This is a genomic window from Pseudarthrobacter siccitolerans (genome assembly GCF_030823375.1).
GTDB classification, from domain to species: domain Bacteria; phylum Actinomycetota; class Actinomycetes; order Actinomycetales; family Micrococcaceae; genus Arthrobacter; species Arthrobacter siccitolerans_A.
Genome location: NZ_JAUSXB010000001.1, coordinates 1,729,896 through 1,754,284, shown reverse-complemented (window position 1 = coordinate 1,754,284; position 24,389 = coordinate 1,729,896). Strand labels below are relative to the sequence as shown.

At 65.7% G+C, this 24,389-nt stretch carries 23 protein-coding genes; 7 read left to right on the top strand and 16 right to left on the bottom strand.

All coding sequences use genetic code 11. The features are described from left to right. Nucleotides 1-80: 80 nt before the first annotated feature. Nucleotides 81-2,318 (bottom strand): S9 family peptidase, encoded by a 2,238-nt coding sequence (locus QFZ36_RS08205; protein WP_306635432.1) that lies wholly within the window; start codon nt 2,316-2,318, stop codon nt 81-83. Between the two features lie 739 nt (nt 2,319-3,057). Between QFZ36_RS08205 and QFZ36_RS08200 the strand changes: the two genes are divergently transcribed. Next, nucleotides 3,058-3,480: an Hsp20/alpha crystallin family protein gene (locus QFZ36_RS08200; protein ID WP_306635430.1), complete on the top strand. Its 423-nt coding sequence runs from the start codon at nt 3,058-3,060 to the stop codon at nt 3,478-3,480. A 187-nt stretch (nt 3,481-3,667) separates the two neighbouring features. On the opposite strand, the gene QFZ36_RS08195 is transcribed toward QFZ36_RS08200, so the two are convergent. The 4 genes from QFZ36_RS08195 to QFZ36_RS08180 form a co-directional block, all read right to left on the bottom strand. Beyond that, nucleotides 3,668-4,636 carry an NAD(P)H-hydrate dehydratase gene (locus tag QFZ36_RS08195; RefSeq protein WP_373427031.1) on the bottom strand — a complete coding sequence of 323 codons (969 nt, stop codon included), beginning with the start codon at nt 4,634-4,636 and terminating at the stop codon, nt 3,668-3,670. Next, on the bottom strand, nt 4,614-5,390 hold the full coding sequence (locus QFZ36_RS08190) for a histidine phosphatase family protein (RefSeq protein WP_306635426.1): 777 nt from the start codon (nt 5,388-5,390) through the stop codon (nt 4,614-4,616). The genes QFZ36_RS08195 and QFZ36_RS08190 overlap by 23 nt, the downstream gene beginning before the upstream one ends. Before the next feature lie 123 nt (nt 5,391-5,513). After that, on the bottom strand, nt 5,514-6,629 hold the full coding sequence (locus QFZ36_RS08185; RefSeq protein ID WP_306635425.1) for an LCP family protein: 1,116 nt from the start codon (nt 6,627-6,629) through the stop codon (nt 5,514-5,516). Nucleotides 6,630-6,721: 92 nt separating this feature from the next. Then, entirely contained in the window at nt 6,722-7,378 is a 657-nt protein-coding gene (locus QFZ36_RS08180; RefSeq protein WP_306635424.1) for an arsenate reductase/protein-tyrosine-phosphatase family protein, read from the bottom strand. A 180-nt stretch (nt 7,379-7,558) separates the two neighbouring features. Here QFZ36_RS08180 and QFZ36_RS08175 point away from each other — a divergent pair, with 180 nt between their 5' ends. Beyond that, nucleotides 7,559-8,779, top strand: coding sequence for an FAD-dependent oxidoreductase (locus QFZ36_RS08175; RefSeq protein ID WP_306635423.1), 1,221 nt, complete (start codon nt 7,559-7,561; stop codon nt 8,777-8,779). Nucleotides 8,780-8,932: 153 nt separating this feature from the next. Here QFZ36_RS08175 and QFZ36_RS08170 read toward each other — a convergent pair whose 3' ends face one another. Together QFZ36_RS08170 and QFZ36_RS08165 are read right to left on the bottom strand one after the other, a co-directional pair. Further along, complete coding sequence (locus tag QFZ36_RS08170; RefSeq protein ID WP_306635422.1) at nt 8,933-9,544, bottom strand: DUF305 domain-containing protein; 612 nt, start codon at nt 9,542-9,544, stop codon at nt 8,933-8,935. A 101-nt stretch (nt 9,545-9,645) separates the two neighbouring features. Then, nucleotides 9,646-11,778: a heavy metal translocating P-type ATPase gene (locus tag QFZ36_RS08165; RefSeq protein WP_306635421.1), complete on the bottom strand. Its 2,133-nt coding sequence runs from the start codon at nt 11,776-11,778 to the stop codon at nt 9,646-9,648. A 289-nt stretch (nt 11,779-12,067) separates the two neighbouring features. On the opposite strand from QFZ36_RS08165, the gene QFZ36_RS08160 reads away from it, so the two are divergent. Both QFZ36_RS08160 and nhaA read left to right on the top strand, forming a co-directional pair. Beyond that, nucleotides 12,068-12,742 (top strand): PAS and ANTAR domain-containing protein, encoded by a 675-nt coding sequence (locus tag QFZ36_RS08160; RefSeq protein WP_306635418.1) that lies wholly within the window; start codon nt 12,068-12,070, stop codon nt 12,740-12,742. Nucleotides 12,743-12,817: 75 nt separating this feature from the next. Further along, complete coding sequence (gene nhaA / locus QFZ36_RS08155; protein ID WP_306635416.1) at nt 12,818-14,158, top strand: Na+/H+ antiporter NhaA; 1,341 nt, start codon at nt 12,818-12,820, stop codon at nt 14,156-14,158. 15 nt (nt 14,159-14,173) lie between these two features. Here the strand turns inward: nhaA and QFZ36_RS08150 are convergent, their stop codons facing one another. From QFZ36_RS08150 to QFZ36_RS08130, 5 genes are all read right to left on the bottom strand, one after another. Next, nucleotides 14,174-14,962 (bottom strand): GAF and ANTAR domain-containing protein, encoded by a 789-nt coding sequence (locus tag QFZ36_RS08150; RefSeq protein ID WP_306635414.1) that lies wholly within the window; start codon nt 14,960-14,962, stop codon nt 14,174-14,176. 72 nt (nt 14,963-15,034) lie between these two features. After that, complete coding sequence (locus tag QFZ36_RS08145; protein WP_306635412.1) at nt 15,035-15,259, bottom strand: hypothetical protein; 225 nt, start codon at nt 15,257-15,259, stop codon at nt 15,035-15,037. Between the two features lie 156 nt (nt 15,260-15,415). After that, the gene (locus QFZ36_RS08140) at nt 15,416-16,186 is read right to left on the bottom strand and encodes an MBL fold metallo-hydrolase (protein WP_306635410.1); all 771 of its coding nucleotides are present in this window, start codon (nt 16,184-16,186) and stop codon (nt 15,416-15,418) included. Continuing rightward, nucleotides 16,183-16,794 carry a hypothetical protein gene (locus tag QFZ36_RS08135; protein ID WP_306635407.1) on the bottom strand — a complete coding sequence of 204 codons (612 nt, stop codon included), beginning with the start codon at nt 16,792-16,794 and terminating at the stop codon, nt 16,183-16,185. The genes QFZ36_RS08140 and QFZ36_RS08135 overlap by 4 nt, the downstream gene beginning before the upstream one ends. 39 nt (nt 16,795-16,833) lie before the next feature. Continuing rightward, a complete protein-coding gene (locus QFZ36_RS08130) occupies nt 16,834-17,982 on the bottom strand; it encodes a zinc-dependent alcohol dehydrogenase (protein ID WP_306635405.1) in 1,149 nt (382 codons plus the stop codon). Nucleotides 17,983-18,201: 219 nt separating this feature from the next. On the opposite strand from QFZ36_RS08130, the gene QFZ36_RS08125 reads away from it, so the two are divergent. Together QFZ36_RS08125 and QFZ36_RS08120 are read left to right on the top strand one after the other, a co-directional pair. Then, nucleotides 18,202-18,738, top strand: a complete 537-nt coding sequence (locus QFZ36_RS08125) for a DUF2243 domain-containing protein (protein WP_306635403.1) — start codon at nt 18,202-18,204, stop codon at nt 18,736-18,738. A gap of 58 nt (nt 18,739-18,796) precedes the next feature. Beyond that, nucleotides 18,797-19,681 carry a manganese catalase family protein gene (locus tag QFZ36_RS08120; protein WP_306635401.1) on the top strand — a complete coding sequence of 295 codons (885 nt, stop codon included), beginning with the start codon at nt 18,797-18,799 and terminating at the stop codon, nt 19,679-19,681. 203 nt (nt 19,682-19,884) lie between these two features. On the opposite strand, the gene ctaD is transcribed toward QFZ36_RS08120, so the two are convergent. From ctaD to QFZ36_RS08100, 4 genes are all read right to left on the bottom strand, one after another. Further along, a complete protein-coding gene (gene ctaD, locus QFZ36_RS08115; RefSeq protein ID WP_373427030.1) occupies nt 19,885-21,639 on the bottom strand; it encodes an aa3-type cytochrome oxidase subunit I in 1,755 nt (584 codons plus the stop codon). Continuing rightward, nucleotides 21,639-22,526, bottom strand: a complete 888-nt coding sequence (ctaC, locus tag QFZ36_RS08110; RefSeq protein WP_373427029.1) for an aa3-type cytochrome oxidase subunit II — start codon at nt 22,524-22,526, stop codon at nt 21,639-21,641. The genes ctaD and ctaC overlap by 1 nt, the downstream gene beginning before the upstream one ends. A 141-nt stretch (nt 22,527-22,667) precedes the next feature. Further along, nucleotides 22,668-22,892, bottom strand: coding sequence for a hypothetical protein (locus QFZ36_RS08105; protein WP_306635399.1), 225 nt, complete (start codon nt 22,890-22,892; stop codon nt 22,668-22,670). A 31-nt stretch (nt 22,893-22,923) separates the two neighbouring features. Next, nucleotides 22,924-23,286, bottom strand: a complete 363-nt coding sequence (locus QFZ36_RS08100; RefSeq protein ID WP_306635398.1) for a hypothetical protein — start codon at nt 23,284-23,286, stop codon at nt 22,924-22,926. Between the two features lie 169 nt (nt 23,287-23,455). On the opposite strand from QFZ36_RS08100, the gene QFZ36_RS08095 reads away from it, so the two are divergent. Then, a complete protein-coding gene (locus QFZ36_RS08095; RefSeq protein WP_306635397.1) occupies nt 23,456-24,373 on the top strand; it encodes a metallophosphoesterase in 918 nt (305 codons plus the stop codon). Nucleotides 24,374-24,389 lie beyond the last annotated feature (16 nt).

Below are 24,389 nucleotides of genomic sequence, written 5' to 3'. Positions count from 1 at the left end.
ACGCCCCTGCCTGGGGCGCCGTTCCCTGAGGCGCAAGGCGGACGTACGACGGCGGGACGCGCCCGCCGTCGTACGCTCAATTACCGCAGGCCAGCGCCCGGCAGCAGCTCCGTGGCGCCGAGCGAATCGGCGATGAAGGCGTAGTCCCAGGCCCGTTCGCGCCACTGGACGTAGCGGCCGGACGCGCCGCCGTGGCCGCCGTCCATCTCGATTTTCATCACGATCGGCTGGGTCCCGGTGGTCTTGTTCCGCAGCTCCTGCACCCATTTGGCGGGCTCCACGTAGAGGACCCGGGTGTCATTGAACGATGTCACGGCGGCGATCTTCGGGTAGGCGGCCTGGTGCACGTTCTCGTAGGGTGAGTAGGACTTCATGTAGGCGTAGACCCCTGGGTCGGTGATGGGGTTGCCCCACTCTTCCCACTCCAGCGCGGACAGCGGCAGGTCCGGATCCAGGATGCTGGTCAGCGGATCCACAAACGGCACCTGCGCCACAATCGCGGCGTACTTTTCCGGGGCCATGTTCGCTACCGCACCCATCAGCAGCCCGCCGGCCGAGCCGCCCAGGGCGACGATCCGGGAGGGGTCCACCCAGCCGGAGCCGGCCAGCCAGTCGGTGGCGTCGATGAAGTCGGTGAACGTGTTCTTCTTGGTGAGCTTTTTGCCGTCCTCGTACCAGTGCCGGCCCAGCTCGCCGCCGCCGCGGATGTGGGCGATCACGAACACCACGCCGCGGTCCAGCAGGGACAGCCGCGCAATGCCGAAGCCCGGATCCATGCTCATCTCGTAGGAGCCGTACCCGTATACCAGGCCGGCCGCCATCGAATCCTGCTTCACGGCCTTGTGCCGCAGCACCGAAAGCGGGATCCGGGTACCGTCCTGGGCCTGCGCCCATTCACGCGTGGCCACGTAGTCGCTGCCGTCGTAGCCGCCCAGCACCGGGCTTTCCTTCCGGAGCAGCAGTTCGCCGGCGGGCTGCCCGGGGGTGGGCAGCAGGAAGTCGTAGACGCGCGACGGCGTGAAGTAGGACGTGTAGCCCAGCCGGATTACCGGAGCCTCGTAGTCCGATCCGCCCACCCCGGCCGTGTACAGCTCCTCATCGAACGCCGGCTCCACGGGCGGCTCCTGCGCGGCGGTCCCCAGCCCGGCCAGCCCGATGACCTGGACGCGCTCGATAGTGTCCTTGCGGATGGACACCACGAGGTGCGTGGAGGTGACCCCCGCGCCATTGACGCGGACGTCGTCGGAATGCTCGACGACGGTGGCCCACCGCTGCTGGGCGAGCGGCTTGCGCAGCTCGGCCGGGTCAGCCAGGGAGACCATGGAGTTGATGGCGCCGCGGTTGTGGGTCAGCAGGATCTTTTCCGTCTTTTCGCCGTCCGGCCCGGCCAGCAGGAACGGCTCAGCCTCATACAGCACCCGCTCGTTCCGGGAGATCACGGTGGTGAGTTCCTGGGCGGGGTCATCGAAGCGGAGCAGGCGGGTCTCGCTGTATTCAGAGCAGCCGATGCCCAGCACCAGGTGGCGCCGGTCGGCGGAGAGCTCGAAGCCCAGCCACATGGCGGCGTCGTCCTCCTGGTAGATCACCGCGTCGTCCTCAACGGGGGTGCCCAGGACGTGTGCCTTGACTTGGTAGGGGCGCCAGGACTCATCAACCACGGTGTAAAAGATGCGGGTGCCGTCGGGGGAGAAGGAGACGCCGTAGAAGATGTTCTCGATGACGTCCGGCAGCAGTTCACCGGTGCGGAGGTCCTTGATGCGCAGGGTGAAGCGTTCGTCGCCGCTGTTGTCCACGGCGTAGGCGTAGAGGTGGCCGTCCACCGTCACGGCCGAGCCGCCCACGGAGAAGAAGGGCTTGCCCTCGGCTTCGACGTTGCCGTCCAGCAGGACTTCCTCGCCCGGAATGTCGACGCCGGCCTCCACCTTGGGCGGGGTCCAGTCCTGTACCGGATTGCCCGTGTCTTCTGCTTTGACCCGGCACTGGATGCCGTACTCCTTGCCCTCCACGGAACGGCTGAAGTACCACCAGCCGTCCTTGCGGTGGGGGACGGAGAGGTCTGTTTCCTGCGTGCGGCCCTTGATCTCCTGGAAGATCGCCTCGCGCAGCGGCTCCTGGTGTGCGGTGACGGCTTCCTGGTAAGCATTTTCAGCCTTCAGGTGCTCCACTACTTCCTCGGATTCCTTGTCCCGCAGCCACTCGTAGTTGTCCACGAAGGTATCCCCGTGGTGGGTACGTTCGGTGGGGATCTTCTTGGCAACCGGGGGAGCGGGCGGGGCAGTCGCGGTGCCGGCGGAATCCTGCAGCGGAGTCTGGGTCATGGTTTCAATATATAGACCCGGCCGGACATTGAACCGGCCGTTCGCTACCGGACGAGAGCCCCGGCCCGCCACCCAACCGCCCCACCCATCACAACGACGCTCCATCACCTCCCGCAGGTTTTTGGGGAACGCTCCATCACCTCCCGCAGGTTTTTGGGGAACGCTCCATCACCTCCCGCAGAAATCCGGACGATGCGCTATCAGGTTTAGTCCCCAACCGGCCGCCTTGAGGACTAAAGCTGATAGGGCATCCGGCGAAGAGGGGCGGCCTAGTGGGGTTCCGGCCGCTGGCGTATCCTGTTCACGCTAAGGCACATCGCCCAGCGTGAGAGGGGAAGCATATGACCATCCCGCCAGTGCACGAGCCCGAACCGTTCCCGCCGGAACCAGGCCCGGACCAGCCTGATCCCGCCCAGCCCGGCCACCCGGGTCCGCAGCCCCCCAATCCGTTCCCGACGCCGGAACCCCCGGGGCCGCTGCCCGTGCCGGATCCGGGGCCCACACCGCTGCGTCCCGATCCCACCCGAAGCTGAACAGCCAAAACACGCAGAAGAGGGGGCCTCCCGCGCAGCGCGGGAGGCCCCTTCGCCACGTCTGCCCGGGCGCCAAAAATTCCGGAAAATTCTTCCTCGAACCGCTTGAAGATCTCCTGGCGCAGAGCTAAAAAATCTGTATCAGCCAATACAGATCGGCTGAGATCACAAACAATGTTGGACCGTCTCTTACGAGGAGGGAAGCCATGTTGATGCGAACCGATCCGTTCCGCGAGCTGGACAGGCTGGCCCAGCAGGTCCTCGGCACTGCAGCGCGTCCGGCAGCGATGCCGATGGACGCTTGGCGCGAGGGCCAGGACTTTGTCGTCGCCTTTGACCTGCCCGGCGTTGCAGCGGATTCAGTGGATCTGGATGTGGAACGGAATGTCCTGACGGTGCGGGCAGAGCGTCCCGAACCTGCCGGGAAGGACACCGAGTTGATCGCCTCCGAACGGCCACGCGGCGTGTTCAGCCGCCAGCTGATCCTCGGGGACACACTCGACACTGACAACGTGAAGGCCACGTATGACGCCGGTGTCCTGACGCTCCGGATTCCGGTTGCCGAAAAGGCCAAGCCGCGCAAGATCGAGATTGAGACAAAGGGGGCCCAGCAAGAGATTGCCGCCTAGGTTCAACAGGTTCGGGATATCGGGCATCCAATTGTTGACTGCCTCCTTGGGCGGATCGCCATTCTGGGCACGCCACAGCGCTGACAGCGCATCGGCAGCGTAGGCCTGAATCTCCCGATACGGTGGCCCCCGGCTTCGGCCGGGGGCCATCCCATGTCCGGGGTTTTCCAGCTTCAGGGGAGCGGGTTCAGGTGTTCAGCTCCAGCATCAGGGCGGGCAGTTCGTCCGCCAGTTCACGGGCAAGGAATCCGAGGGGACCCATCCGGCTCGCAAGCCGGTCCGCCGCGGCAGCGTGCAGGTGTGTTCCCCAGCAGGCGGCCTGCGGGCCGGTGGTTCCCCGCGCACGCAGGCCGGCAATCGCGCCGGCCAGCACGTCCCCGCTTCCCGATGTTCCCAGTCCGCCATACCCGGTGGTCATCTGCCAGAATTCGGGTTCCTCCACTTCATCGCCGCCGGAAGGCCGGGCAATGAGGCCCTGACAGCTCACCACCGCCTGGAACTTGTCGGCAATTTCAGCCACATCCGCCGCCAGGTCATTCACCTCCCGCTCCAGCAGGACAGCCGCCTCCTTGGGATTGGGCGTCAGGATCAGCCGCCCCTTCCACGGTCCCAGCTGGCCGGCCACCTTCACCAGGCCGCCCAGGGCATAAGCATCAAGGACGACGGCGGGACCTCCCCCTGCGTTCCCCTCACCCGAGTTTGAATCACCCGAGCCTGAGTCACCGGAGCGCGAGTGAGCCTCCCGCTCCAGCAGGACCCGCAACAATTCCTCGGCGAGGTCCGGATCGTCCAGGCCCGGCCCCACCAGGATCACATCGGCGCGGTCGAGATAAGAGGAGATCCGGTCCAGCCCTTCACCCGTCACCGACCCCTCAGCGGTTTCCGGCAGCCCCATCGCCCCGCATTCGGGGAGCGCCACAGCCACTTGCGCGGCCACGGACTCCGCCACCGCCAGCGTGAGCTTACCCGCGCCGGCCCGCAGCGCGGCAGTACCGGCCAGCAGCGCCGCTCCCGGCGTGGCCCGCGCACCGCCGATCACGAGGACCGAGCCGCGTGAATACTTGTCTTCGCCCGGCGCCGGCAACGGCCACTCCCGCAGGAGCGACGGCGTCACCAGAGTCGGGGAGTTGGAGTCACTTCGGGTGGACACTGGCATCTCCCGCATGCTCGGTGACTGTGACACCCTGCTCCGTGAGATGGTCCGCCACGTTGAAGCTTTCCAGTGTCCAGGGCCCCTGACCGGAGGGCCGGACATACCGTGTCAGCGAGGCGTTCAGTACAGACGTGCTCGCGGCCAGGTCAAGGAGTTCCTCCTCGTTCATCCCCTCCAGCACGTACCGGAACAGCAGGATCACTGCATCGTGGCAGACCAGCATCACCCGGTGCCCGGTACTGAGATTGTTGAGCTCATCCAGGACGGAGCGCAGCCGCAGGGCAACGTCCGCCCAGGACTCCCCGCCCGGCGGCCGGTAGTACAGCTTGCCCAGCCACTCCCGGCGTTCGGCCTCCTCCGGGAAGCGGTTCTCCACTCCCATCCGCGTCAGCCGGTCCAGGATGCCGAGTTCCCGGTCCCGCAGCCGCTCATCGGTGCGTACCTTCACCGGCCAGCCCGCGGTTTCCACCGCGATTTCCGCCGTTTGCCGCGCCCGGGCGTAAGGGGACGAGACGACGGCGTCGGGCCGGGCTTCCGCGGCGATCCGCGCCAGCGCCACCCCCAAGGCTTTGGCCTGCTCCTGGCCGGTGTCTGAGAGGTTCACGTCCGCATCCCGCGCCGGCACCTCGATGACCTCAGCCCCGGCCAGTCGCGCGTCTGTGGCGGCCACGTTGCCTTCGCTCTCGCCGTGGCGGACCAGCAGCAGTTCCACCGCCCCGGGCTCCTGGACAGCTTCCGTCAGCCCGTCCTCTTTCACAAAGAATCACCCCGTCCGCTTGGCATGCCCGAATGCAGGAACACTACCAGCGGCGTACCCCCGTGGTCAGGAAAATAACGAACAACGGCAGGAGGGAACCGGCCCGGCGCCGCCGCACAGCCCCTACGGCACCGCGAAGTCCGCGATCCGGCCCTCACGCAGCGCCGCCCCCACGGCGTTGATGCCGCCGTAGTCGGGGAACAGCACGGACTGGCCGGCCACGAACCCGGATCCGGCGGTGGGCAGGGTCATGGTGCCGATCGCATTGGTGTCCAGGTTGCGCAGGCTGTAGGCGAGGATGGCGGCCTGCACCGGGTCGAAGCCCCTGTCCACGGTGAGGCAGCAGGACGCCAAGTCCACCAGCCCGCGGACCGCGGTGACGTCGTTCAGCGCGCCGCCGCCGGTGAGCCGGGCCAGGACGGCGCGGAGCAGGGTCTGCTGGTTGCGCACCCGCTGGAAGTCGCCGTCGGAAAAGGCGTACCGCTCCCGCACGAACTCCATCGCTGACTGCCCGTCCAGGTGGTTCACGCCCGGCCCGAAGACATGCCCGGTCTCATGCGTGGACTGGAAGGGGAGGGTGACGTTCACGTCGATGCCGCCGAGCCCGTCGATCAGTCCCCGGAAGCCGTTAAAGTCGAGCATCAGGGTGTGGTCAATGGTGATGCCCAGGAGCTGCTGCACCGTCTGGGTGGTCATATCGATGCCGCCGTACTGCAGCCCGGCGTTGATTTTCCCGCCGCCGAAGCCCGGAATGTCCACCCACAGGTCCCGGTTAATGGACACGATGTACAGGGTGTGCCGGTCGGCCGGGACGTGGACCACCATCAGCGTGTCGGAACGGTGGTCCAACGGCTCACCGGTGGCGGCCGTGTGGGCGGCGGCGTTCCGGGCGTTGTCACGGCTGTCGCTGCCGATCACCAGGACGTTCATTGCCGCCGCACCAAGCTCCGGAATGGGTGGAGGCGGCGGCGGGGGAGGTGGTGGCGGCGGCGGGGTTGTTTCGGACGGCGTCTCACTGGGGGTGGGCGTCTGGGAAGCGCTTTGAGTTCCGGCGGGCTGCGCCTCGGTGCTGCCGGCACGGTTGAGGTTAACGATCGCGACGACGGCAACCGCCACCAGTGCCAGCGCCAGCAGGGCGGCGATCCAGCGCCGCCGTCCGTGCGCCACCCAGCCCAGGCCGTGCGGATGGGAACCGGAAGGGGTGCTGCCGGAGGGTTCAGAACCGTCTGGCGTGCTCATTGTGCCTCACCTCATTGTGCGTATGGTGGGAACAGTGTCCGCCCGCCAGGCCTTCCCTGGCTATATACGTATCCAAACTGTCATCTGCGGTTTTACAGCGAGCCCGTCCGCGTCCCGGGGACCGGGGCGTTGAGGCGTGCATGGCGCAGGATGGACACGATCGCCGGGGCGAGTTCGTCCTCCATCTGCCGGTACACCTCGGGCGCCCGGCGGTAGGGGTCGATGATGTCGTTCTCCGCGGAGTCCGCGGGCAGCGACAAGTGGCGCACGGCGGCTGCCCGCGCGGGCAGGCCCCGCCAAAAGGTGCGGTTCGCAGCCAGGGGATCGCCGTCGTCGTACGTTTCCTCAGGTGCCGTAACCCCGGCCTCGGCGCGCTGGTCCAGGACGTCGAGCATGCGGGCGAACTCCCGGATGGTGAAGGTGCGTTTGAGGAGGGACGCGTCCAGCTGCAGGACTTCGCCGCGGTGCCCGGAAGTCATGGTCAGCACCAGGTCCACGCCGCGCAGGATTTTTGGAGTCAGCTGGCGGGCGGCGAATTGCTCAGGGTCCCCGCCGAATGTGCGGATGATGTCGGCCGAGATGGGCTGGATGGGATCTCCCACCATGGCCCGGGTTCCTGCGCTCCGCACCTCAAAACCGCCCGGCAGCACCTGGTTGAGCCCCGCCTGGAGCAGCCGCTCGGCCACCGGAGAGCGGCAGATATTGCCCGTGCAGACAGTCAGGATTCTTACTGGTGCGGATGAGTCCAAGGGAGATTTCTCTTTCCAGCCGATGCGTCCGTGCTTTTCAACTTAACACGCATCAGCCCGACGCCGGCCGCCCCACCCCGCACGCCCCATCACCTTTCGCGCGTTTCCAGGCAACGCTCCATCAGCTTTCGCAGGTTTCCAAGGAACGCTCTATCACCTTTCGCCAAGGGGCACGATGATATGACTGTGGAAAGCGTTATCGAACGGGACTGCGTGATTGCCGGCGGCGGCCCGGCGGGCATGGTGCTCGGCTACCTGCTTGCGCGCCGCGGCCTGCGGGTAACCGTGCTGGAGAAGCACGGCGACTTCCTCCGCGACTTCCGCGGCGACACCGTGCATCCATCCACGGTCACCCTGCTCGGCGAACTCGGGCTGCGCGAGAAGTTCCTGGAACTGCCGCTGACGAGGCTGTCCAGCCTGGACATCGTCGTCGACGGCCGGCGCATCACCATCGTGGACTTCGGCACCCTCCCCGCGCCGGACAACTTCCTCGTCCTGGCGCCCCAGTGGGACTTCCTGAACTTCCTTGCCCGCGAGACGTCGGCGTTCCCCACCTTCGAGCTCCGCATGCTCACCGAGGCCACCGGCCTCATCATCGAAGACAGCCAGGTGCGCGGAGTCCGGGCCATCACGTCCGACGGCAGCATCGAGATCCGCGCGGCCCTCACCGTCGCTGCCGACGGACGCAGTTCTGCCCTGCGTACCGCTGCCGGATTGACTCCCGAGGGCTATGGAGTGCCGATCGACGTGCTGTGGTTCAACCTGCCCAAGCCGCCGGACCCTCCGCCCGTAACCCTCGGCTACATATCTGCTCGAGGGATGGTGCTCACGATTGATCGTGGCGACAGGTACCAGTCGGGCATGGTGATCCGCAAAGGTGGTTTTGACGAGCTTCGAGCGGCGGAGGTGGACGGCCTGCAAGCGCGGATCACTAGCGCCGCGCCGTTCCTGCGACCCGTCGTCGGCAACCTCACGGACTGGGACCAGGTGAAGCTCCTCTCCGTCCAGATCAACCGGCTCCGGCGCTGGTACCGTCCCGGGTTTATTGCCATCGGTGACGCTGCCCATGCGATGTCGCCAATCTTCGGCGTCGGCGTGAACTTCGCCATCCAGGACGCTGTCGCCCTGGCCAACGCGATCGCCGACGACCTCGCGGGCGGGACCGCGCCGGTCCGGAAGCTTGCCGGCGTGCAGCGGCGGCGGGAGATGCCGGTGAAGATCATGCAGCAGTTTCAGCGCAACGGACACAGGGTGCTCCTCCGGGCTACCACCGGTAACCGCGTGGCACCCCGCTGGCTCGTGATGCTTCTACGGGCTGCCTCGCCGCTGCTGCGCCCGATCACGGCCCGGTTCATCGGGATCGGAATCCGGCCCGAACACGTCAACCGCCGCACCGCCTGACTCCTGACCAAGCCGGCGGCGCAGCCACCCACAGGGACGCTCTCTCACTTAACGCGGTTTTCCGGCCGACGCTCTCTCACTTTCGTAAGGAAAGTGAGAGAGCGTCCGCCCATTCGTTGCATTAAGCGAGAGAGCGTTTGGGGGAGGGGACGGTTACAGCGCGGCCAGGAGTTTCTTCATCTCCGCAATTTCAGCCTCCTGCGCCGTGACGATGTCGCGCGCAAGCTGGATGGCTTGCGGGTATTTGCCCGCGCCGATCTCCTGCTTTGCCATCTCCAGAGCGCCTTCATGGTGCCCCGTCATCTGCTCCATAAAAAGTCTGGCGGCCTCGGCGCCTTGAGCAGCCTTGAGCTTGTCGAGGCCCTCCGCGCCCAGCATCCCGGACATGCCGTCCCCGGAGTGGTCCGGCATTATGGTGGGCACGTTCCAGCTCTTGAGCCACCCTGTCATGGTCTCGATTTCCGGTGCCTGCGCGTCTTTGATCCGGCTGGCCAGCGCGGTGACTTCCGCGCGCAGGTCGGGTTTGGCCAGGACTATGCCGCTCATTTCCACCGCCTGGGCATGATGCGGAATCATCATTCGGGCGAACATCATGTCTGCCTGGTTATGGTCCGCGTTGGCGTCGGGCATCATGCTGGACTCCGGGCTGGAGCTGCCGTGGCTGGAATGCATGCCGCCGCTGGAGGTTCCGGACCCGGCGGCGCACCCGGCAAGGCCGAGCGAGACCGCGAGTACGCCGGCTAGGGCGAATGAACTGAACTTCATGTCAACAAATTTCTTTCCTACGTGATGGAGCGTCGTCGAAAAAGCGGCGAAAGGTGATGGAGCGTTGAGGGGTTTCGTGCAGGAGGTGATGGAGCGTCTCCTTAACGCACCGCGGACGGATTGAGCCGCATCCGCCGGAGCAGCTGGGCGTTCAAAGCCACCACGATAGTGGAGGCAGACATCAGCACCGCGCCGGCAGCGGGGGACAGCACCACCCCGGCGAACGCCAGGACACCCGCGGCCAGCGGCACGGACAGGACGTTGTAGCCTGTGGCCCACACCAGGTTCTGCCACATCTTGCGGTAGCTCGCCCGGGACAGGTCCACCATGGACAGCACGGCGCGCGGATCGTTCCCGGCCAGCACCACCCCGGCCGATTCCATGGCCACGTCCGTCCCCGCGCCGATCGCAATCCCCACCTCGGCGCGGGCCAGGGCGGGTGAATCGTTGACGCCGTCGCCCACCATGGCCACCTTCAGGCCCCGGGCCTGCAACTCGGCCACCTTCTTGTCCTTGTCTGCCGGCAGGACCTCAGCAAACACCTCGTCGATGTGCAGATCCTCGGCCACGGCCTGGGCCACCTGCCGCGCGTCACCGGTGATCATGGCCACCTTGACGCCGCGCTGCTGCAGGGCAGCCACCGCCTGCCGCGACTCCGCACGGACCGCATCCTCCAGGCTGACCGCCCCCAGCACCCGGCCGCCGTCGTCAATCACGTGCAGGACGGCCGCGCCGCGGTCCATCCACCCGCGCGCCGTGCCTGACAGGCCGGAAGGCACGACGGCGCCAAGCTCGCGCAGGAGCGCGGGCCCGCCTACATGCACCGTGCGGCCGTCCACGGAGGCACGGACGCCGCGGCCGATAAGCGACGCGAATTCGGCCGCCGCGGGCAGGGCCAGGTTCCGCTCCCGGGCTGCCCGGACGATGGCCCGCGCCACGGGATGCTCGCTGTCGGACTCGACGGCGGCGGCCAGGGCCAGCAGCTCATCGGTCTCCACGCCTGGCGCCGCGGCCACGTCCTTCAGCTCCGGCTCGCCGGTGGTGAGGGTGCCGGTCTTGTCGAAAAGGACCACGTCGATGGTGCGCATCCGCTCCAGGGCCATCCGGTTCTTGATCAGGACGCCGGCGCGGGCTGCCTGCTCGGTGGAGATGGCGATGACCAGCGGAATGGCCAGGCCCAGGGCGTGCGGGCAGGCGATCACCAGCACGGTCACGGTCCGGGTGACGGCTTCGGGAATGCTGCCCAGCAGGGTCCACACGATGAAGGTGATGACGCCGGCGCCCGCGGCGAAGTAGAACAGGAAGGCGGCGGCGCGGTCGGCCAGGGCCTGGGCGCGCGACGACGATGCCTGTGCTTCGGCCACCAGCCGCTGGATGCCGGCCAGTGCGGTGTCCTCGCCCACTGCGTCAACCCGGACGCGCACACTCGAATCGGTGGCGACGGTTCCGGCCACCACGGCATCGCCGGGGCCGCGGGGCACGGTCTTGGATTCGCCGGTAATCATGGATTCATCGAACTCGGCCTGCCCTTGGACCACCGTGCCGTCGGCGGGCATCCGGGCGCCGGAACGCACCAGGACAAGATCAGCCAGGCGAAGTTCGGAGACGGGCACGGTTTCGGTGCCGCTGTCCGTGATGCGTTCGGCTTCATCGGGCAGCAGGGCAGCGAGCGCATCGAGGGCGCCCTGCGCTGAACCCAGGGCCCGCATCTCGATCCAGTGGCCCAGCAGCATGATGGCCACCAGGAGCGCGAGTTCCCACCAGAAGTCCAGGTCGAAACCACCCAGGCCCAGGCTGGTGATCCAGGAGGCCACGAACGCCACCGTGATGGCCACGCCGATCAGGAGCATCATGCCCGGCCGGCGGTCCTTCAGCTCCTGCAGGCCGCCCTTGAGGAACGGCTGGCCGCCGTAAAGGAAGATCACTGTGCCCAGGACCGGCGGGATCGACGTGGAGCCCGGGAACACTGGTGCCATGAAGTCCAGGAGGTGGCCCACCATGGGGCTGAAGTAGACCACGGGAACCGAGAGCGCCAGCGTCAGCCAGAACCTGTTCTTGAACATGGCCGTGCTGTGCCCTGCATGCTGGCCGTGGGTGTGGACGGCGTGGTCGTCGTCGTGATGTGCGTGCCCTGGGTCCTGGTGCCCGTGGTCGGCAGCAGCCGCCGCAGGGGCTGAAACAGCTCCGCTGCGGGCGCCGCGGGCCTCGCCGTCGCGGTTTTCGATGTCATGCATGTCAGTTTCCATTCCTTGGTAAAGGATCAATGGGCGCTGGGGTTGAACGGCTGTGAAAAGCGGGTGCGGTGCACCGGCCGGGACATACCACTTCACTGACAACACTCGAAAATATACCCCTAGGGGGTATAGGAGTCAAGGGGCGCGGCCTTCCGCGCACCACGTTATTGCAGCCTATGGGGGAAATCCCACCTAGCGGCGACGCGCCATCATGGCCATACTTGAGTCACAAGGCAATGGTGCCTGCCCTGGTTGGGTGAGGCTGGAAAATTAGACCGGAGGTGGCTTTGTGGCTGAACTCAGCGGTCCCTACACATACTCCAGTGCACTGGGTGACGATCCCTGCATTGCCGGCACTTTCCATGCGGATCTGGACGGCTGGAAGGTTGAATGGTCGGACGGCATGTTCCAGCTGCATGGTTACGAGCGCGGTGAGGTGGTCCCCACCCTGGAACTGCTGTTCTCGCACAAGCATCCGGAGGACAGGGCCCGCTGCCAGGAAATCGTTGAACAGGTCTGCCGGACCGGGGGCTACTTCTGCATGTATCACCGCATCATCGATTCCCGGGGACGGACCCGCAGGGTGCTGACTTCCGGTGATGGGATCGTGGACGCCACCGGGAAAGTCGTTGCCATTGAAGGAGTGATGGTGGATCTCACCTCCACCCTCCGGCGCGAAACCGAGGAGACGGCCCGGGATGCGGTGGCAGGGGCAACATCCACCCGCAGTGTCATCGACCAGGCACGGGGAATCCTGATGGGCCAGCTGAACATAAACTCCGACGACGCCTTCCAGGTGCTGGTCAGCACCAGCAGCCACCGCAATGTCAAGCTGGTAGTGGTGGCAGCCGAACTCGTGAAGCTGGCAAATTCTGAGGTTACGCGGTGCTACTTGAACAACGCCGTCGCCGCCATTGCCCAGGACAGCAGGCTGGTGGGAAGCGGGCGTCGCCGGGCCGGGTAGGCCTTAGGATGGATCGAAGGTGCGCCGGGAAGTCTGGTCGGCATAATTTTGTCGAGCCAAGCCTGAGGACCCTCTATGAGCCAAACGCCCCGTTCCGGCCCCACCCGCTCCACCATCTTCGGACGCGGCAGCTATGCCGAAGCCCTGCGGATCGGGGAGATCCTCCGCAAGGAAACCGTGGGCGGAGCCCTGCTCGTTATCGCGGCCGTGGTTGCCCTGGTATGGGCCAACTCACCGGCGTCGGACAGTTACTTCGCGCTGCGGGACTTCAAGATTGGTTACGGGCCCTGGCATCTTGAGTTGAGTCTCGGTGCGTGGGCGGCCGACGGGCTGCTCGCTATCTTCTTTTTCCTGGTAGGGCTGGAGCTAAAACGGGAGTTCGTGGCGGGGGACCTGCGCCAGCTCAACAAGTCTGTAGTTCCTGTCGCTGCGGCTTTTGGCGGCGTGCTGGCCCCGGCTGCCATCTACGCCCTGATCAACCTCGCCAGCCCGGATACTTTGCGCGGCTGGGCCATCCCCACCGCCACGGACATCGCCTTCGCCGTGGCAGTCCTGGCCATCATCGGATCGCACCTGCCCAGCGCGCTGCGGATCTTCCTCTTGACCCTGGCCGTGGTGGATGACCTGATCGCCATCACCATCATCGCGTTCTTCTACACCAGCGACCTCCAGACCATGCCGCTGCTTCTGGCCCTCATACCACTGGCCATCTACGCGTTCCTGGCGCACAAGTACCGCTATTTCTTCGGCCGCCACACCGCGGCTGCATGGCTGATCCTGCTGCCGCTCGGGGTGATGACGTGGGCGCTGGTCCATGCGTCGGGCATCCACGCCACGGTGGCCGGCGTCCTGCTGGGCTTCGCCATCCCCGTGATCCGGTCACAGGCTGCGGGCGGGCCGGAAGCCGGACCAGGCCTGGCCGAGATCTTCGAACACCGGTTCCGGCCCATATCAGCGGGCATCGCGGTTCCGGTCTTCGCGTTTTTCTCCGCCGGCGTGGCGGTGGGCGGCTGGGAAGGGCTTGGCTCTGCCCTGGCCGATCCCGTGGCCCTGGGCATCATCGTGGCGCTGGTGCTCGGAAAGCCGATCGGCATCATGGGCACCACCTGGCTTCTGACGAAAACCAGCAGGGCGCGCCTGGACGAGTCCTTCACGTGGGTCGACGTTTTCGGGGTGGCGGTCCTGGCCGGCATCGGGTTCACGGTGTCCCTGCTGGTGGCCGAGCTCAGCTTCGGGCAGGGAAGTTTGCATGATGACCACGCCAAGGTGGGAATCCTCACTGCCTCCCTGCTGGCGGCGCTGCTGGCCACGGCCGTGCTGCGGACCCGGAACCGCCAGTACCGCGCAGCTGAAGAAGCCGAAAAACTGGACGCGGACCAGGACGGCATCCCGGACGTGTACCAGGAGCGCCCCTAGGCAAGGCCCGGGCCTTTACTCCTCGAGCAGGGCCTTGATGCTTTCACGGGCCGCATCAGAGCCCTTGCCACTGACCGCGCCCACCACCACTGCCGCAGTGTCACGGAGCCGGGCCTTCCTCACCCCGGAAGACCGTGTGAGCTCATAGATGGCTTCGTCGTGGGTGCAGCGGTTCTGCGCCATGATTACGCCCACCGCCATGTCCACGGTCGCCCGGGACTTCATCGCAGCGGCCAAATCTTCAGTGGTATCCCGCAGGCTGCCCAGCCTCAGCGCCAGCCGCAGTGATTTTGCTGCATTGGCCACGAAATTCCTGGCAGTATCAATGTCCAGGGGTGAGAGGCTGCCGGGCTTTTCCGCGTAGAGGTTCACCACGGCTTCGGCCTCGCCGGCAAGTTCCAGCGGGATGGCGAGGATCAGTCCGATGCCCTGCTCCCGTGCCACGCCAACATACTCGGGCCACCGCCCCTCCCTTCTGAGGTCCTGGACGAGGACGATTTCGTGCCGCCGGAGGGCGGTGAGGCAAGGGCCGTCGTCGAAGGCGTTCTGGAGCTCATCCAGCGAGCGGGCACGCTCATCGCTGCTGGCGACCACGCTTGGTTTCCGGTGCCTGACCACGGTCACGCCGCAGTGGAGCTGAGTCGAGGGAGTGGACAGGGTGGACGCCGTGAGCACCGCCAGTTCCTGGAGGAACGCCGTGACGTCAACACTGTTGAGTACCAGCTCGTGCAGTTGGCGGTCCTCCGCGGGGATCAACGGCTCTCCGCCGTCCTCCCAACTACCCTGGGACTTGTCCTCGCTCAAACCCGGCCTCCTTCACCAAAAATTTCTTCCGGTTTCAGAGGTTACTTTCTCCGGGCGCCGCGGGAAAGTAGCTCAGGCCGTGGCCAGCGGCTTCGCTTGCGCCTCGACGTGCCGGATCTCCAGCGCCTCGGGATCCAGCAGCTTGCGCGTGCCGGTCCTGGCGTCCAGGATCCAGAACAGTTCCAGGGCGGGAACGACGTCGGTGACGCGCCCCCGGTGGAAAAGCTTGCCGTTGTGCCACGCCTCGATCTGGTCGCCGATGCGAAGCTGGCCCGTACGTACTCCTTGTGCCTCCATAATGCGGTGCCTCCTGCTGTCGTATCCCAGTAGTCACAGCTTGCCCGGCCGAGGTTGCTGAATTGTTTCAACACGGTGTTTTTTCTGTGTCCAGTCAGGAGGGATCACGACGGCGGGCTGGCGCGGCAGCGCGGCAGGGCCTCGGCAATATGCGATTCAGGAAGCCACCTCGCGCCGGGCTGCTGCCACCGCCTCGTCGATGCCGCCGGTCCAGGGCTCGCCGTGGCCCGGCAGGACCAGGGACGCGCCCGTCTGGGCCAGCTGGGTGAGGGTGTCCAGGTTCTGGCGGCTGTCCATGGTGGCGGCGCCGGCCACGATGCGCGGACCGGTGCGGCCGGAGTACGGATCAAGCGTTACCAGGGCATCCCCGCTGAACAGCACGTCCCGGTCCCGCAGGTAGAGCCCGCAGTGCCCGGCCGTGTGGCCGGGGGAGAGCACCACCTCGGGCTGCCCCGGCACCGGGAGGGTGCCGGTCTGCGCAGGAAACAGGGTCAGCTCGTCAATGCCCTTCACCCGCAACGCGCCCGCCCTGGTCATGCTGGCGAGGACGGGCAGGCCTTTCGGGTGGGCCAACGCGAACACAAAACGGGATTTTTCATGCTGGTACCGGTAGGGGTGGCGGGCGATAAACGAGTCGCCGCCGTGGACCCAGACCGGCACCTTGAATTCGGAATGCAGCCGGTGCGCCAACCCCAGGTGGTCGAAGTGCGCGTGGGTGAGGACAACGGCCTTGATGTCGCCCATCCCGTGCCCAAGTCCCCGAACGGAATCCGCCAGGGATTTCCACATGGCCGGCAGCCCGGAATCCACCAGGGTCAGCCCGTCGGCGCTTTCCACCAGGTAGAAGTTGACGAAAGCTTCGGAGACGCGGTGGACGCCCTCAGCCACGGTGGTGAACGAAGCCCGGCCGGCCGCAGCCTGGGTCATCGCCGGGCTCCCGAAACCCGTCGCGCTCCTGAAACCCGCCACAGCAGCCGACCGGCGGCAACGGCACCCAGCCCGGCCAGCACCCACGGTCCGCCCACTACGAAAGGATCGATCCATTGGTGGTTGACGTCGGCCCGCTTTTGCCCGAACCGGGAGCGGACACCGTGCCGGGAGAACTCGCTGAGCACCCCGGTTTCGGTGACGGGGTTGTCCGGCCGCAGCGTGCCCAACGAACGCAGGTGGTGTTCCCACGCGTCCACCCGGTCCGCGGCAATCAGCAGCAGCCAGTGTGCGGCCCGGCCCTCACTGAACCGGGCGTAGGCGTACTTCCGGATGGCCCCGGATGCCCCGGCAAGCGGGGCAGATGTACCGAAAACGGGGGTAAGGAATGCGTGCTCGATCGAGCGTTCCCGGGGCCATTCCTCGGGCTGGCGCTCGGGAAAGTCCCAGTGCGCGCCGGTCTGGATGCCCGGCTGTTCCCGCGGGAACGAGGGGCGGTCCGCCGGGTCCCTGTCCACGCCCCAGCCTGGAATCCGGGCCCGCAACTGCTCCGCGGACTCCCTGGGCTCGGGCTTGCCGGCGATGTACGGCGTCGGTGTTACAGCCATGGTGATCTCTTCCCTTCAGTCCGGAATGCCTGGTCCGGTTCAGGCCGGGGTGGAAACGATGAGTGGCTTGATGCAGTCATCAAGCTTCGCGGAGAAGAGGTGGTATCCCTCGGCGATGTGCTCCAGCGGGATGCGGTGGGTGACGATATCGCTGGGCTTCAGGTACCCGTTCCGGACGTGTTCGAACAATCGCGGCCACTGCCGCTTCACCGGGCACTGGTTCATCCGCAGCGTCAGGCCCTTATTCAGGGCATCGCCGAACTTCACGGCACTGAAGATCGGCCCGTACGCGCCCACCACGGACACCGTTCCGCCTTTGCGGACGGAATCGATGGCCCAGTTCAGGGCAATGGGCGAGCCGCCCTGCAGCTTCAGCTTCGCCGCGGTCACGTGCTGCAGGAAGTTGCCGTCTGCCTCGGCGCCCACCGCGTCAATGACGACGTCGGCGCCCAGGTAGTCGGTGGCCTTTTTCAGGTGCACCACAATGTCGTCGTACTCCACGAAGTTGTACGTCTCGGCGTGAGCGAACGAACGGGCCTTCTCCAGCCGGTACTCCAGGTGGTCGATCACGATCACGCGCCCTGCGCCCATCAGCCAGGCCGACTTCGCGGCAAACAGGCCCACCGGCCCGGCGCCGAACACCACCACGGTGTCGCCCTCAACAATGTCTCCCAACTGGGCGCCGAAGTAGCCGGTGGGCAGCGCATCGGTGAGCAGGACCGCGTCCTCTTCGTCCATCCAGTCCGGAATTTTGGCGGGCCCCACATCGGCGAACGGCACGCGCACATACTCAGCCTGGCCGCCGTCGTAACCCCCACAGGTGTGGGAGTAGCCGTAAATGCCGCCTACCGCCGTCGCGTTCGGATTGACGTTGTGGCAGTTGGAGTAGAGGCCGCGGGAGCAGAAGTAGCAGGAGCCGCAGTACACGTTGAAGGGGACCATCACCCGGTCGCCCGGGACGAGGTTCTGCACTGAAGGGCCAACCTCGTGCACCACTCCCACGAACTCGTGCCCGAACGTCATCCCCACCCGGGTGTCCGGCATCATGCCATGGTAGAGGTGCAGGTCGGAGCCGCAGATCGCCCCCGTGGTGACGCGGACGATCGCGTCGTTGGGGTGCTCGATCCTGGGAATGTCTTTTTCTTCGACGCGGATTTTGTAGGGGCCGCGGTAAACCATTGCTCGCATGAGCGCCACCTCGGATGTCGTGGCTTGCAGTGCTGTTCCCTAGCCAGCTGGAACCACCCCGCTGCTGGAGGCGCACCGCCTGCCCTACGTTTCCACTTGGTGGCGGGGTTGGTCAAGGGTTCTGCAACCCGTCACCCGGCAGCGGGGTCCGGCGTGCTTAAGGTGGCCGACGGCGGGTAGGGAGCAGGTGAAAGGCTCGCCGGAGGAAGGGTGCGGAAAGTGTCACGGGAAGACCGCATTGGGCCAGCGACCGCGGAAGTCCCCAGCAAGGCACCGGCCTTCCTCTTCGGCGTGGGAATCGGCGGGTTTGTGGACGGCATCGTCCTGCACCAGCTGCTGCAGTGGCACCACATGCTCAGCCACACCGAGGCCGGCAACACCAAAACTGTGGCCGGCCTGGAAATGAACACGTTGGCGGACGGCCTGTTTCACAGCGCCATGTGGGTGCTGGTGGTGGCCGCAGCTGTCCTCGCGGTCAGGGCAGGCCGGCAGGGGCGCTTGTCCGCGGGCTGGCGGTTCCACACCGGGCTTGTGCTGTGTGGCTGGGGCGCTTTCAACGTCATCGAGGGCCTGGTCAACCACCAGCTGCTGCAGCTCCACCATGTGCGGGATGATCTGGGCGGCCCGCTGGCCTGGGATGTGGGCTTCCTCGCGATCAGCGTGCTTCTCGCGCTGGGAGGATGGCTTGTTTTTAGGGGAGGCAAGCGTCTGGATATATCGGCTCCGCTGCCGCAGGATAGTAAGCATGCTGATTAAATCAGCATCAGGGATCGGGTCGGGGTCCAAAAATCCAGATGGTCGAGAGGACATACTCGTGGTTTTCTTTCACAAGCAGGAACTTCAATACAAGTCGACGCCGGATAAGCCGGATGCCGTCTATGCCCGCAAGCTCCAGGAAGTGCTGGGCGGGCAGTACGGCGAAATTACCGTGGCCATGCAGTACTCGTTCCAGGCCTGGAACGCCCACATCCCGGGGAAGTACCGGGACATGCTTTTCGGTATTGGTGCCGAAGAATTTGGCCATGTTGAGATGCTGGCCACCATGATCGCCCAGCTGCTGGAAAAGGCACCCCTGGGCATCACGGGCGACGCCGTCCAGGCCGACCCCACCGTGGCAGCCGTGGTGGGCGGCACTGATGTTCAGGCAGCCATCGTGGCCGGTGCCGGCGTCCGGCCTGTGGACAGCAACGGCAACCCCTGGCAGGGCAGCTACGTCACCGCCAGCGGCAATCTGCTCGCCGACTTCTGGGCCAACGCCAACGCCGAGATGCAGGGCCGGCTGCAGGTGGCCCGGCTATACCACATGACTGACGACCACGGCGTCCGCGATATGTTGTCCTTCCTGCTGGCCAGGGACACCATGCACCAGAACCAGTGGGTTGCCGCGGCCCGCGAGCTGCAGGAAGAAGGCAACGAGAACTTCCCCGTGCCGAGCAACTTCCCCCTCAACAAGGAGATGCGGGACGTCGCCTACCAGTACCGGAACTTCTCCGACGGCCAGGCCGCCGCTGAAGGTTCCTGGGCCAAAGGCCCCACCCCGGACGGCCTCGGCGAGTTCAGCTATGTGGCCGAGCCCCCGGCCGGTGTTCCCATGCCGCCGCCCACGCACCCTGATTCCCGCTTCTACGGCACCACCGAGCTGCCCAACACCATGGAAAAGGCCGCGGGGACCATCCAGGACAAGCTCAACAAGGAGTAAAGCGCGACGGCGGGCGGCGGCTGTCCAGCAGCGGGCAGCCGACCCCCGGGTAGTGTCCGACGCGCTGGAACGCTGGCGCCGCCGAAATTCCGGGAGCGCCGGCGTTTTGTTGCGTCGCAAGGTATTTTGCGGGTCAATGCCACAAGGAGAAGCCCCCAGCCGGCCGGGGAAAGACCGGCGGGCAGGGGGCTTCGTGGCGGGTGCTACGTCTCGGGGTTCAGGTCCCTGACGTTGCGTTCCCCGATGTCCGCGGCGCCCAGGACGTTGGCAGCCGGGTTGTCAGCGGGTGGGTTATCCCGGACACTCAACTCGGGATGGTGCAGGTCAAGGGCGGGCCGCTCGGAACGGATCCGGGGCAGCGAGGTGAAGTTGTGCCGCGGCGGCGGGCAGGACGTGGCCCACTCGAGGGAAGCGCCGAAGCCCCAGGGATCATCCACGGTGACCTTCTTGCCCCTGCGCCAGGTGATGTAGACGTTCCAGAAGAACGGGATCAGGGATGCCCCCAGCAGGTAGGAGCTGATGGTGGAGAACTGGTTCATCCCGGTGAACTGGTCCTCAGGCATGTAGTCCGCATACCGGCGGGGCATGCCCATCACACCGAGCCAGTGCTGGATGAGGAAGGTGCCGTGGAAGCCCAGGAACAGCATCCAGAAGTGGATCTTTCCCAGGCGCTCGTTCAGCATGGTCCCGGTGAACTTGGGCCACCAGAAGTAGAACCCGGCGAACATGGCGAACACCACGGTGCCGAACACCACGTAGTGGAAGTGTGCCACCACGAAGTACGTGTCCGAGACGTGGAAGTCCAGCGGCGGCGAGGCCAGGATGATGCCGGTGAGGCCACCGAAGAGGAAGGTGATCAGGAAGCCGAGGCTCCACAGCATGGGCGTCTCAAAGGTGAGTGAACCGCCCCACAGCGTGCCGATCCAGTTGAAGAACTTCACGCCGGTGGGCACCGCGATGAGCATGGTCATGAACGCGAAGAACGGCAGCAGCACTGCCCCGGTGACGTACATGTGGTGGGCCCACACCGTCACGGAGAGGGCAGCAATGGCGATCGTTGCGTAGACGAGGCCCTTGTAGCCGAAGATCGGTTTGCGGCTGAAGACCGGGAAAATCTCCGAGACGATCCCGAAGAACGGCAGCGCGATGATGTACACCTCGGGGTGGCCGAAGAACCAGAACAGGTGCTGCCAGAGGATGGCGCCGCCATTGGCCGGGTCATAGATGTGGGCGCCGAACTTCCGGTCCGCACCCAGTGCGAACAGGGCGGCGGCCAGCGGCGGGAACGCCATGAGCACCAGGATCGAGGTGACCAGGGCGTTCCAGGTAAAGATCGGCATCCGCCACATGGTGAGGCCCGGGGCGCGCATGCAGATGATGGTGGTGATGAAGTTGACGGCGCCAAGGATGGTGCCGAAACCGGACAGCGCCAGGCCGAACACCCAGAGGTCCCCGCCGAGCCCCGGCGTAAAGGTGGTATTGGACAGCGGAGCGTAGGCGAACCAGCCGAAGGACGCGGCGCCCTGCGGGGTGATGAAGCCGGATACCGCGATGGTGGAGCCGAAGAGGAAGAACCAGAAAGCCAGCGCGTTCAAACGCGGGAACGCGACGTCCGGCGCACCGATCTGCAGCGGCATGATGACGTTGGTGAAGCCTGCGAAGAGCGGGGTGGCGAACATCAGCAGCATCGCGGTGCCGTGCATTGTGAAGAGCTGGTTGTACTGTTCCTTGGTCTGCAGGATCTGCAGGCCGGGTTCGAACAGCTCGGCGCGGATCAGCAGTGCCATGACGCCGGCCAAACAGAAGAACACGAATGACGCGATCAGGTACATGTACCCGATGGTTTTGTGATCAGTGGAGGTGATCCAGCTGACAACGATGCTGCCTTTGGGGCGTTTAGCCACCGCCGGTGCGGCGGTGGCCGACGTTGCGCCCATGTTCTGGCCGGTGGTGGTCATTACGGTTCCGTCCTTTGCTGTGCAGGCTCCAGGGCTGGTCGTGCCGGGTTCCGGTCGAATTCGTCGCCGCGGATACCGGTGTTGCCCTTGGCCCGGAGATCTGCGATGTGGCTGTTGTATTCCTGCTCGGAAACTACCCGGACCTTGAAAAGCATCTCGGAATGGTATTCGCCGCAGAGTTCCGCGCATTTGCCGGTGAACTCACCGGTGCGGGTGGGAATGATGTTGATGTACCTGTTGTACTGGTTTTTGCCCGGATACAGGTCCCGTTTCTGGAGGAACTCAACCACCCAGAAGGAGTGCTGGACATCGCGGGAGTTCAGCTGCAGCTCCACCTTCTTGCCCACCGGCAGGTACAGGGTGGGCAGCCGGTCCGGCGCCCCCCAGTTGCCGTCCAGGTGGGCCTGGACGCCCGGGTCCTCATGGGCGTCTTCCTTGACGTAGTTGAAGTCCCAGGACCATTGCTTGCCGCGGACATCGATCACCACGTCGGGATCGGAAAAGCGGTCGTCCATGGCCCGCTGGTCCCGGTCGGTGAAAACGAACAGGACCCCCACAATCATGAGCGGTACGGAGAGGTAGAAGACTTCCAGCGGGAGGTTATAGCTCATCTGCCGCGGGAACCCGACGGTATTTTTCTTGCGCCGGTAGGCGATGATGCACCACAGGATGAGCCCCCAAGTGATGGCGCCAATAATCACCGCGGCAATCCACGAGTTCACCCACAGGTCTGTGACCAGGGGGGTGTGGTCGGTGGTGTCCCGTTCGCCCGGAAGCCAGCCGCGCTGGACCTCGGCTGAGCAGGAAGTCAGAGCCATCACTGCCGGGATAAAGGACAGGGCAGCCGTGCGCCGCCATCTGGAAGTGTTTCGTCGAGTGGTGTTCACCGCGCGGTTCTCCTCCGGAAATGATCCAGAGGCCCAGCTGCATGAGCCCAATATCCCATGGCGCGTGGCCTGTGGATGAGCCCACACTAGCGCGGAACGGAGCCGCAGGGAAAGGGTTTCTGACCAAGCGCCCTCTTGGGCTCAAACCGACTCGCTGGCGATCTCCTCCGCGGCCATGGCCAGCAGGTTCCGCTGAAGGGCGGGCAGGGAGATGAGTCCCTCCACGTAGGCCTGGACCTCATACTCGCCGGCCATGCCGCTCATGCTGAAGTACCGCAACCAGAGCTCTGAAACAGTGATGTCAGCTGTCAGCAGCGCGTGGTTGAGGTGACTGCGTTCCTCGGGCTCGTGCACATCGAATCCCATGGCTGTCCCCTTCCGCCCTGGGCAGCCCGAGTCAGGCTACGGCGGGGTAGCTGTAGAGGATGTAATCGGCAGCCGCGGGCCCGGTCATATGCAGCCGGCAATCATCCGGATGCACTCCGCACCTGAGCATGCCGGCGCGGAAGGCCTGGTCCGATTTCGGCCGGAAACCGTGCAGGGATGCCCAGCTGACGTAGAGGCCGTAGAGGCAATCAGGCCCCAGCGGGTGGTCGGATGAAGGGTCAGGGGTGGTGGCTTCATCAAGGAACTGCTGGAAGTGGGAGGACGGCATTTCACGCTCTATCCGGTTCTGCACCAAGTGCTGCCGGCCTGCTCCAGCAGCTGCATCCGCAACCTCTGCAGGAGGGCCGCGGGAGACGGTAATGATCCCCGTCACACTTCCGAATCTACTCGTGGCGGGCGGGTGAGTACAAGGTGCGGGCACGCAACTCTTCCCATGCGTTCATAAGCATGCTTATGATGTTCTTCCTTCGACGGCAAGCAGTGCCCGTCAGCACACCACCCCGCCGCGGCAATGCCGAGGTGGGGATTGCTGAGAGGCCCCCATGCAGGTGATCCGGTCCGAGTACTCAAACCCCAACCACGTGCTGGTCCACGTCAGTGACCCGCACTTCGTGGAAGAAGGGCTGCTGTACGGCGAGCTGGATCCGCAGGCGGGGCTCGTGGAGGTCCTCAGTTCCATCGAGGCAAGCGGCCTGGACCCGGAAGCCATCATCTTCTCGGGCGACCTGACGGATAAGGGAACCGCGGAGGCCTACCGCCGGCTGCGCACTACCTGCGAGGCCTACGCCGAGCGGATGGGCGCACAAATCATCTGGGCCATGGGCAACCATGACCAACGCGCCAACTTCCGGAAGTTGCTCCTGGACGAGGAACCGGGGACGCTTCCCGTGGACCGCTGCTACCACTTGGGCGGCCTGCGCGTGCTGGTCCTGGATTCCTCCACGCCGGGCCACCACCACGGCGAGATAACCGACGGCCAGCTGCAGTGGTTGGCTGGCGAGCTGGAAACAAGGGCCGACGACGGCACCCTCCTGGTGATGCACCACCCGCCCGTTCCGCCGGTACAGGAACTTGCGGTGCTTTCCGAGCTGCGGAACCAGGAACACCTGGCCCAGGTGCTGGAGGGCAGCGACGTCATCGGCATCCTTTCCGGCCACACCCATCACACGGTCTTTTCAACATTCGCCAACATCCCCGTGGCCGTTGCGTCCTCCACCAGCTACAACCAGGACCTGGCCCTTCCGTCCGGTGCAATGCAGGGCCTGGCCGGCGCGCGCTCCTACAACCTGGTCCGCATCCACAACAGGACGTTCGTCTCGGCAGTGGTCCCGGTGGGCGAGTATCCCCGCATGAATTCCTACATCACCGCTGAGGAGACAAAACAGCGGCTCAAGGCCGCTTCCATCAGCATCCCATCCGCTACGGAGAACGCGGGAGGCACCCCCACCGGCCTTCGCTAGGCCGCCATTTTTCGAA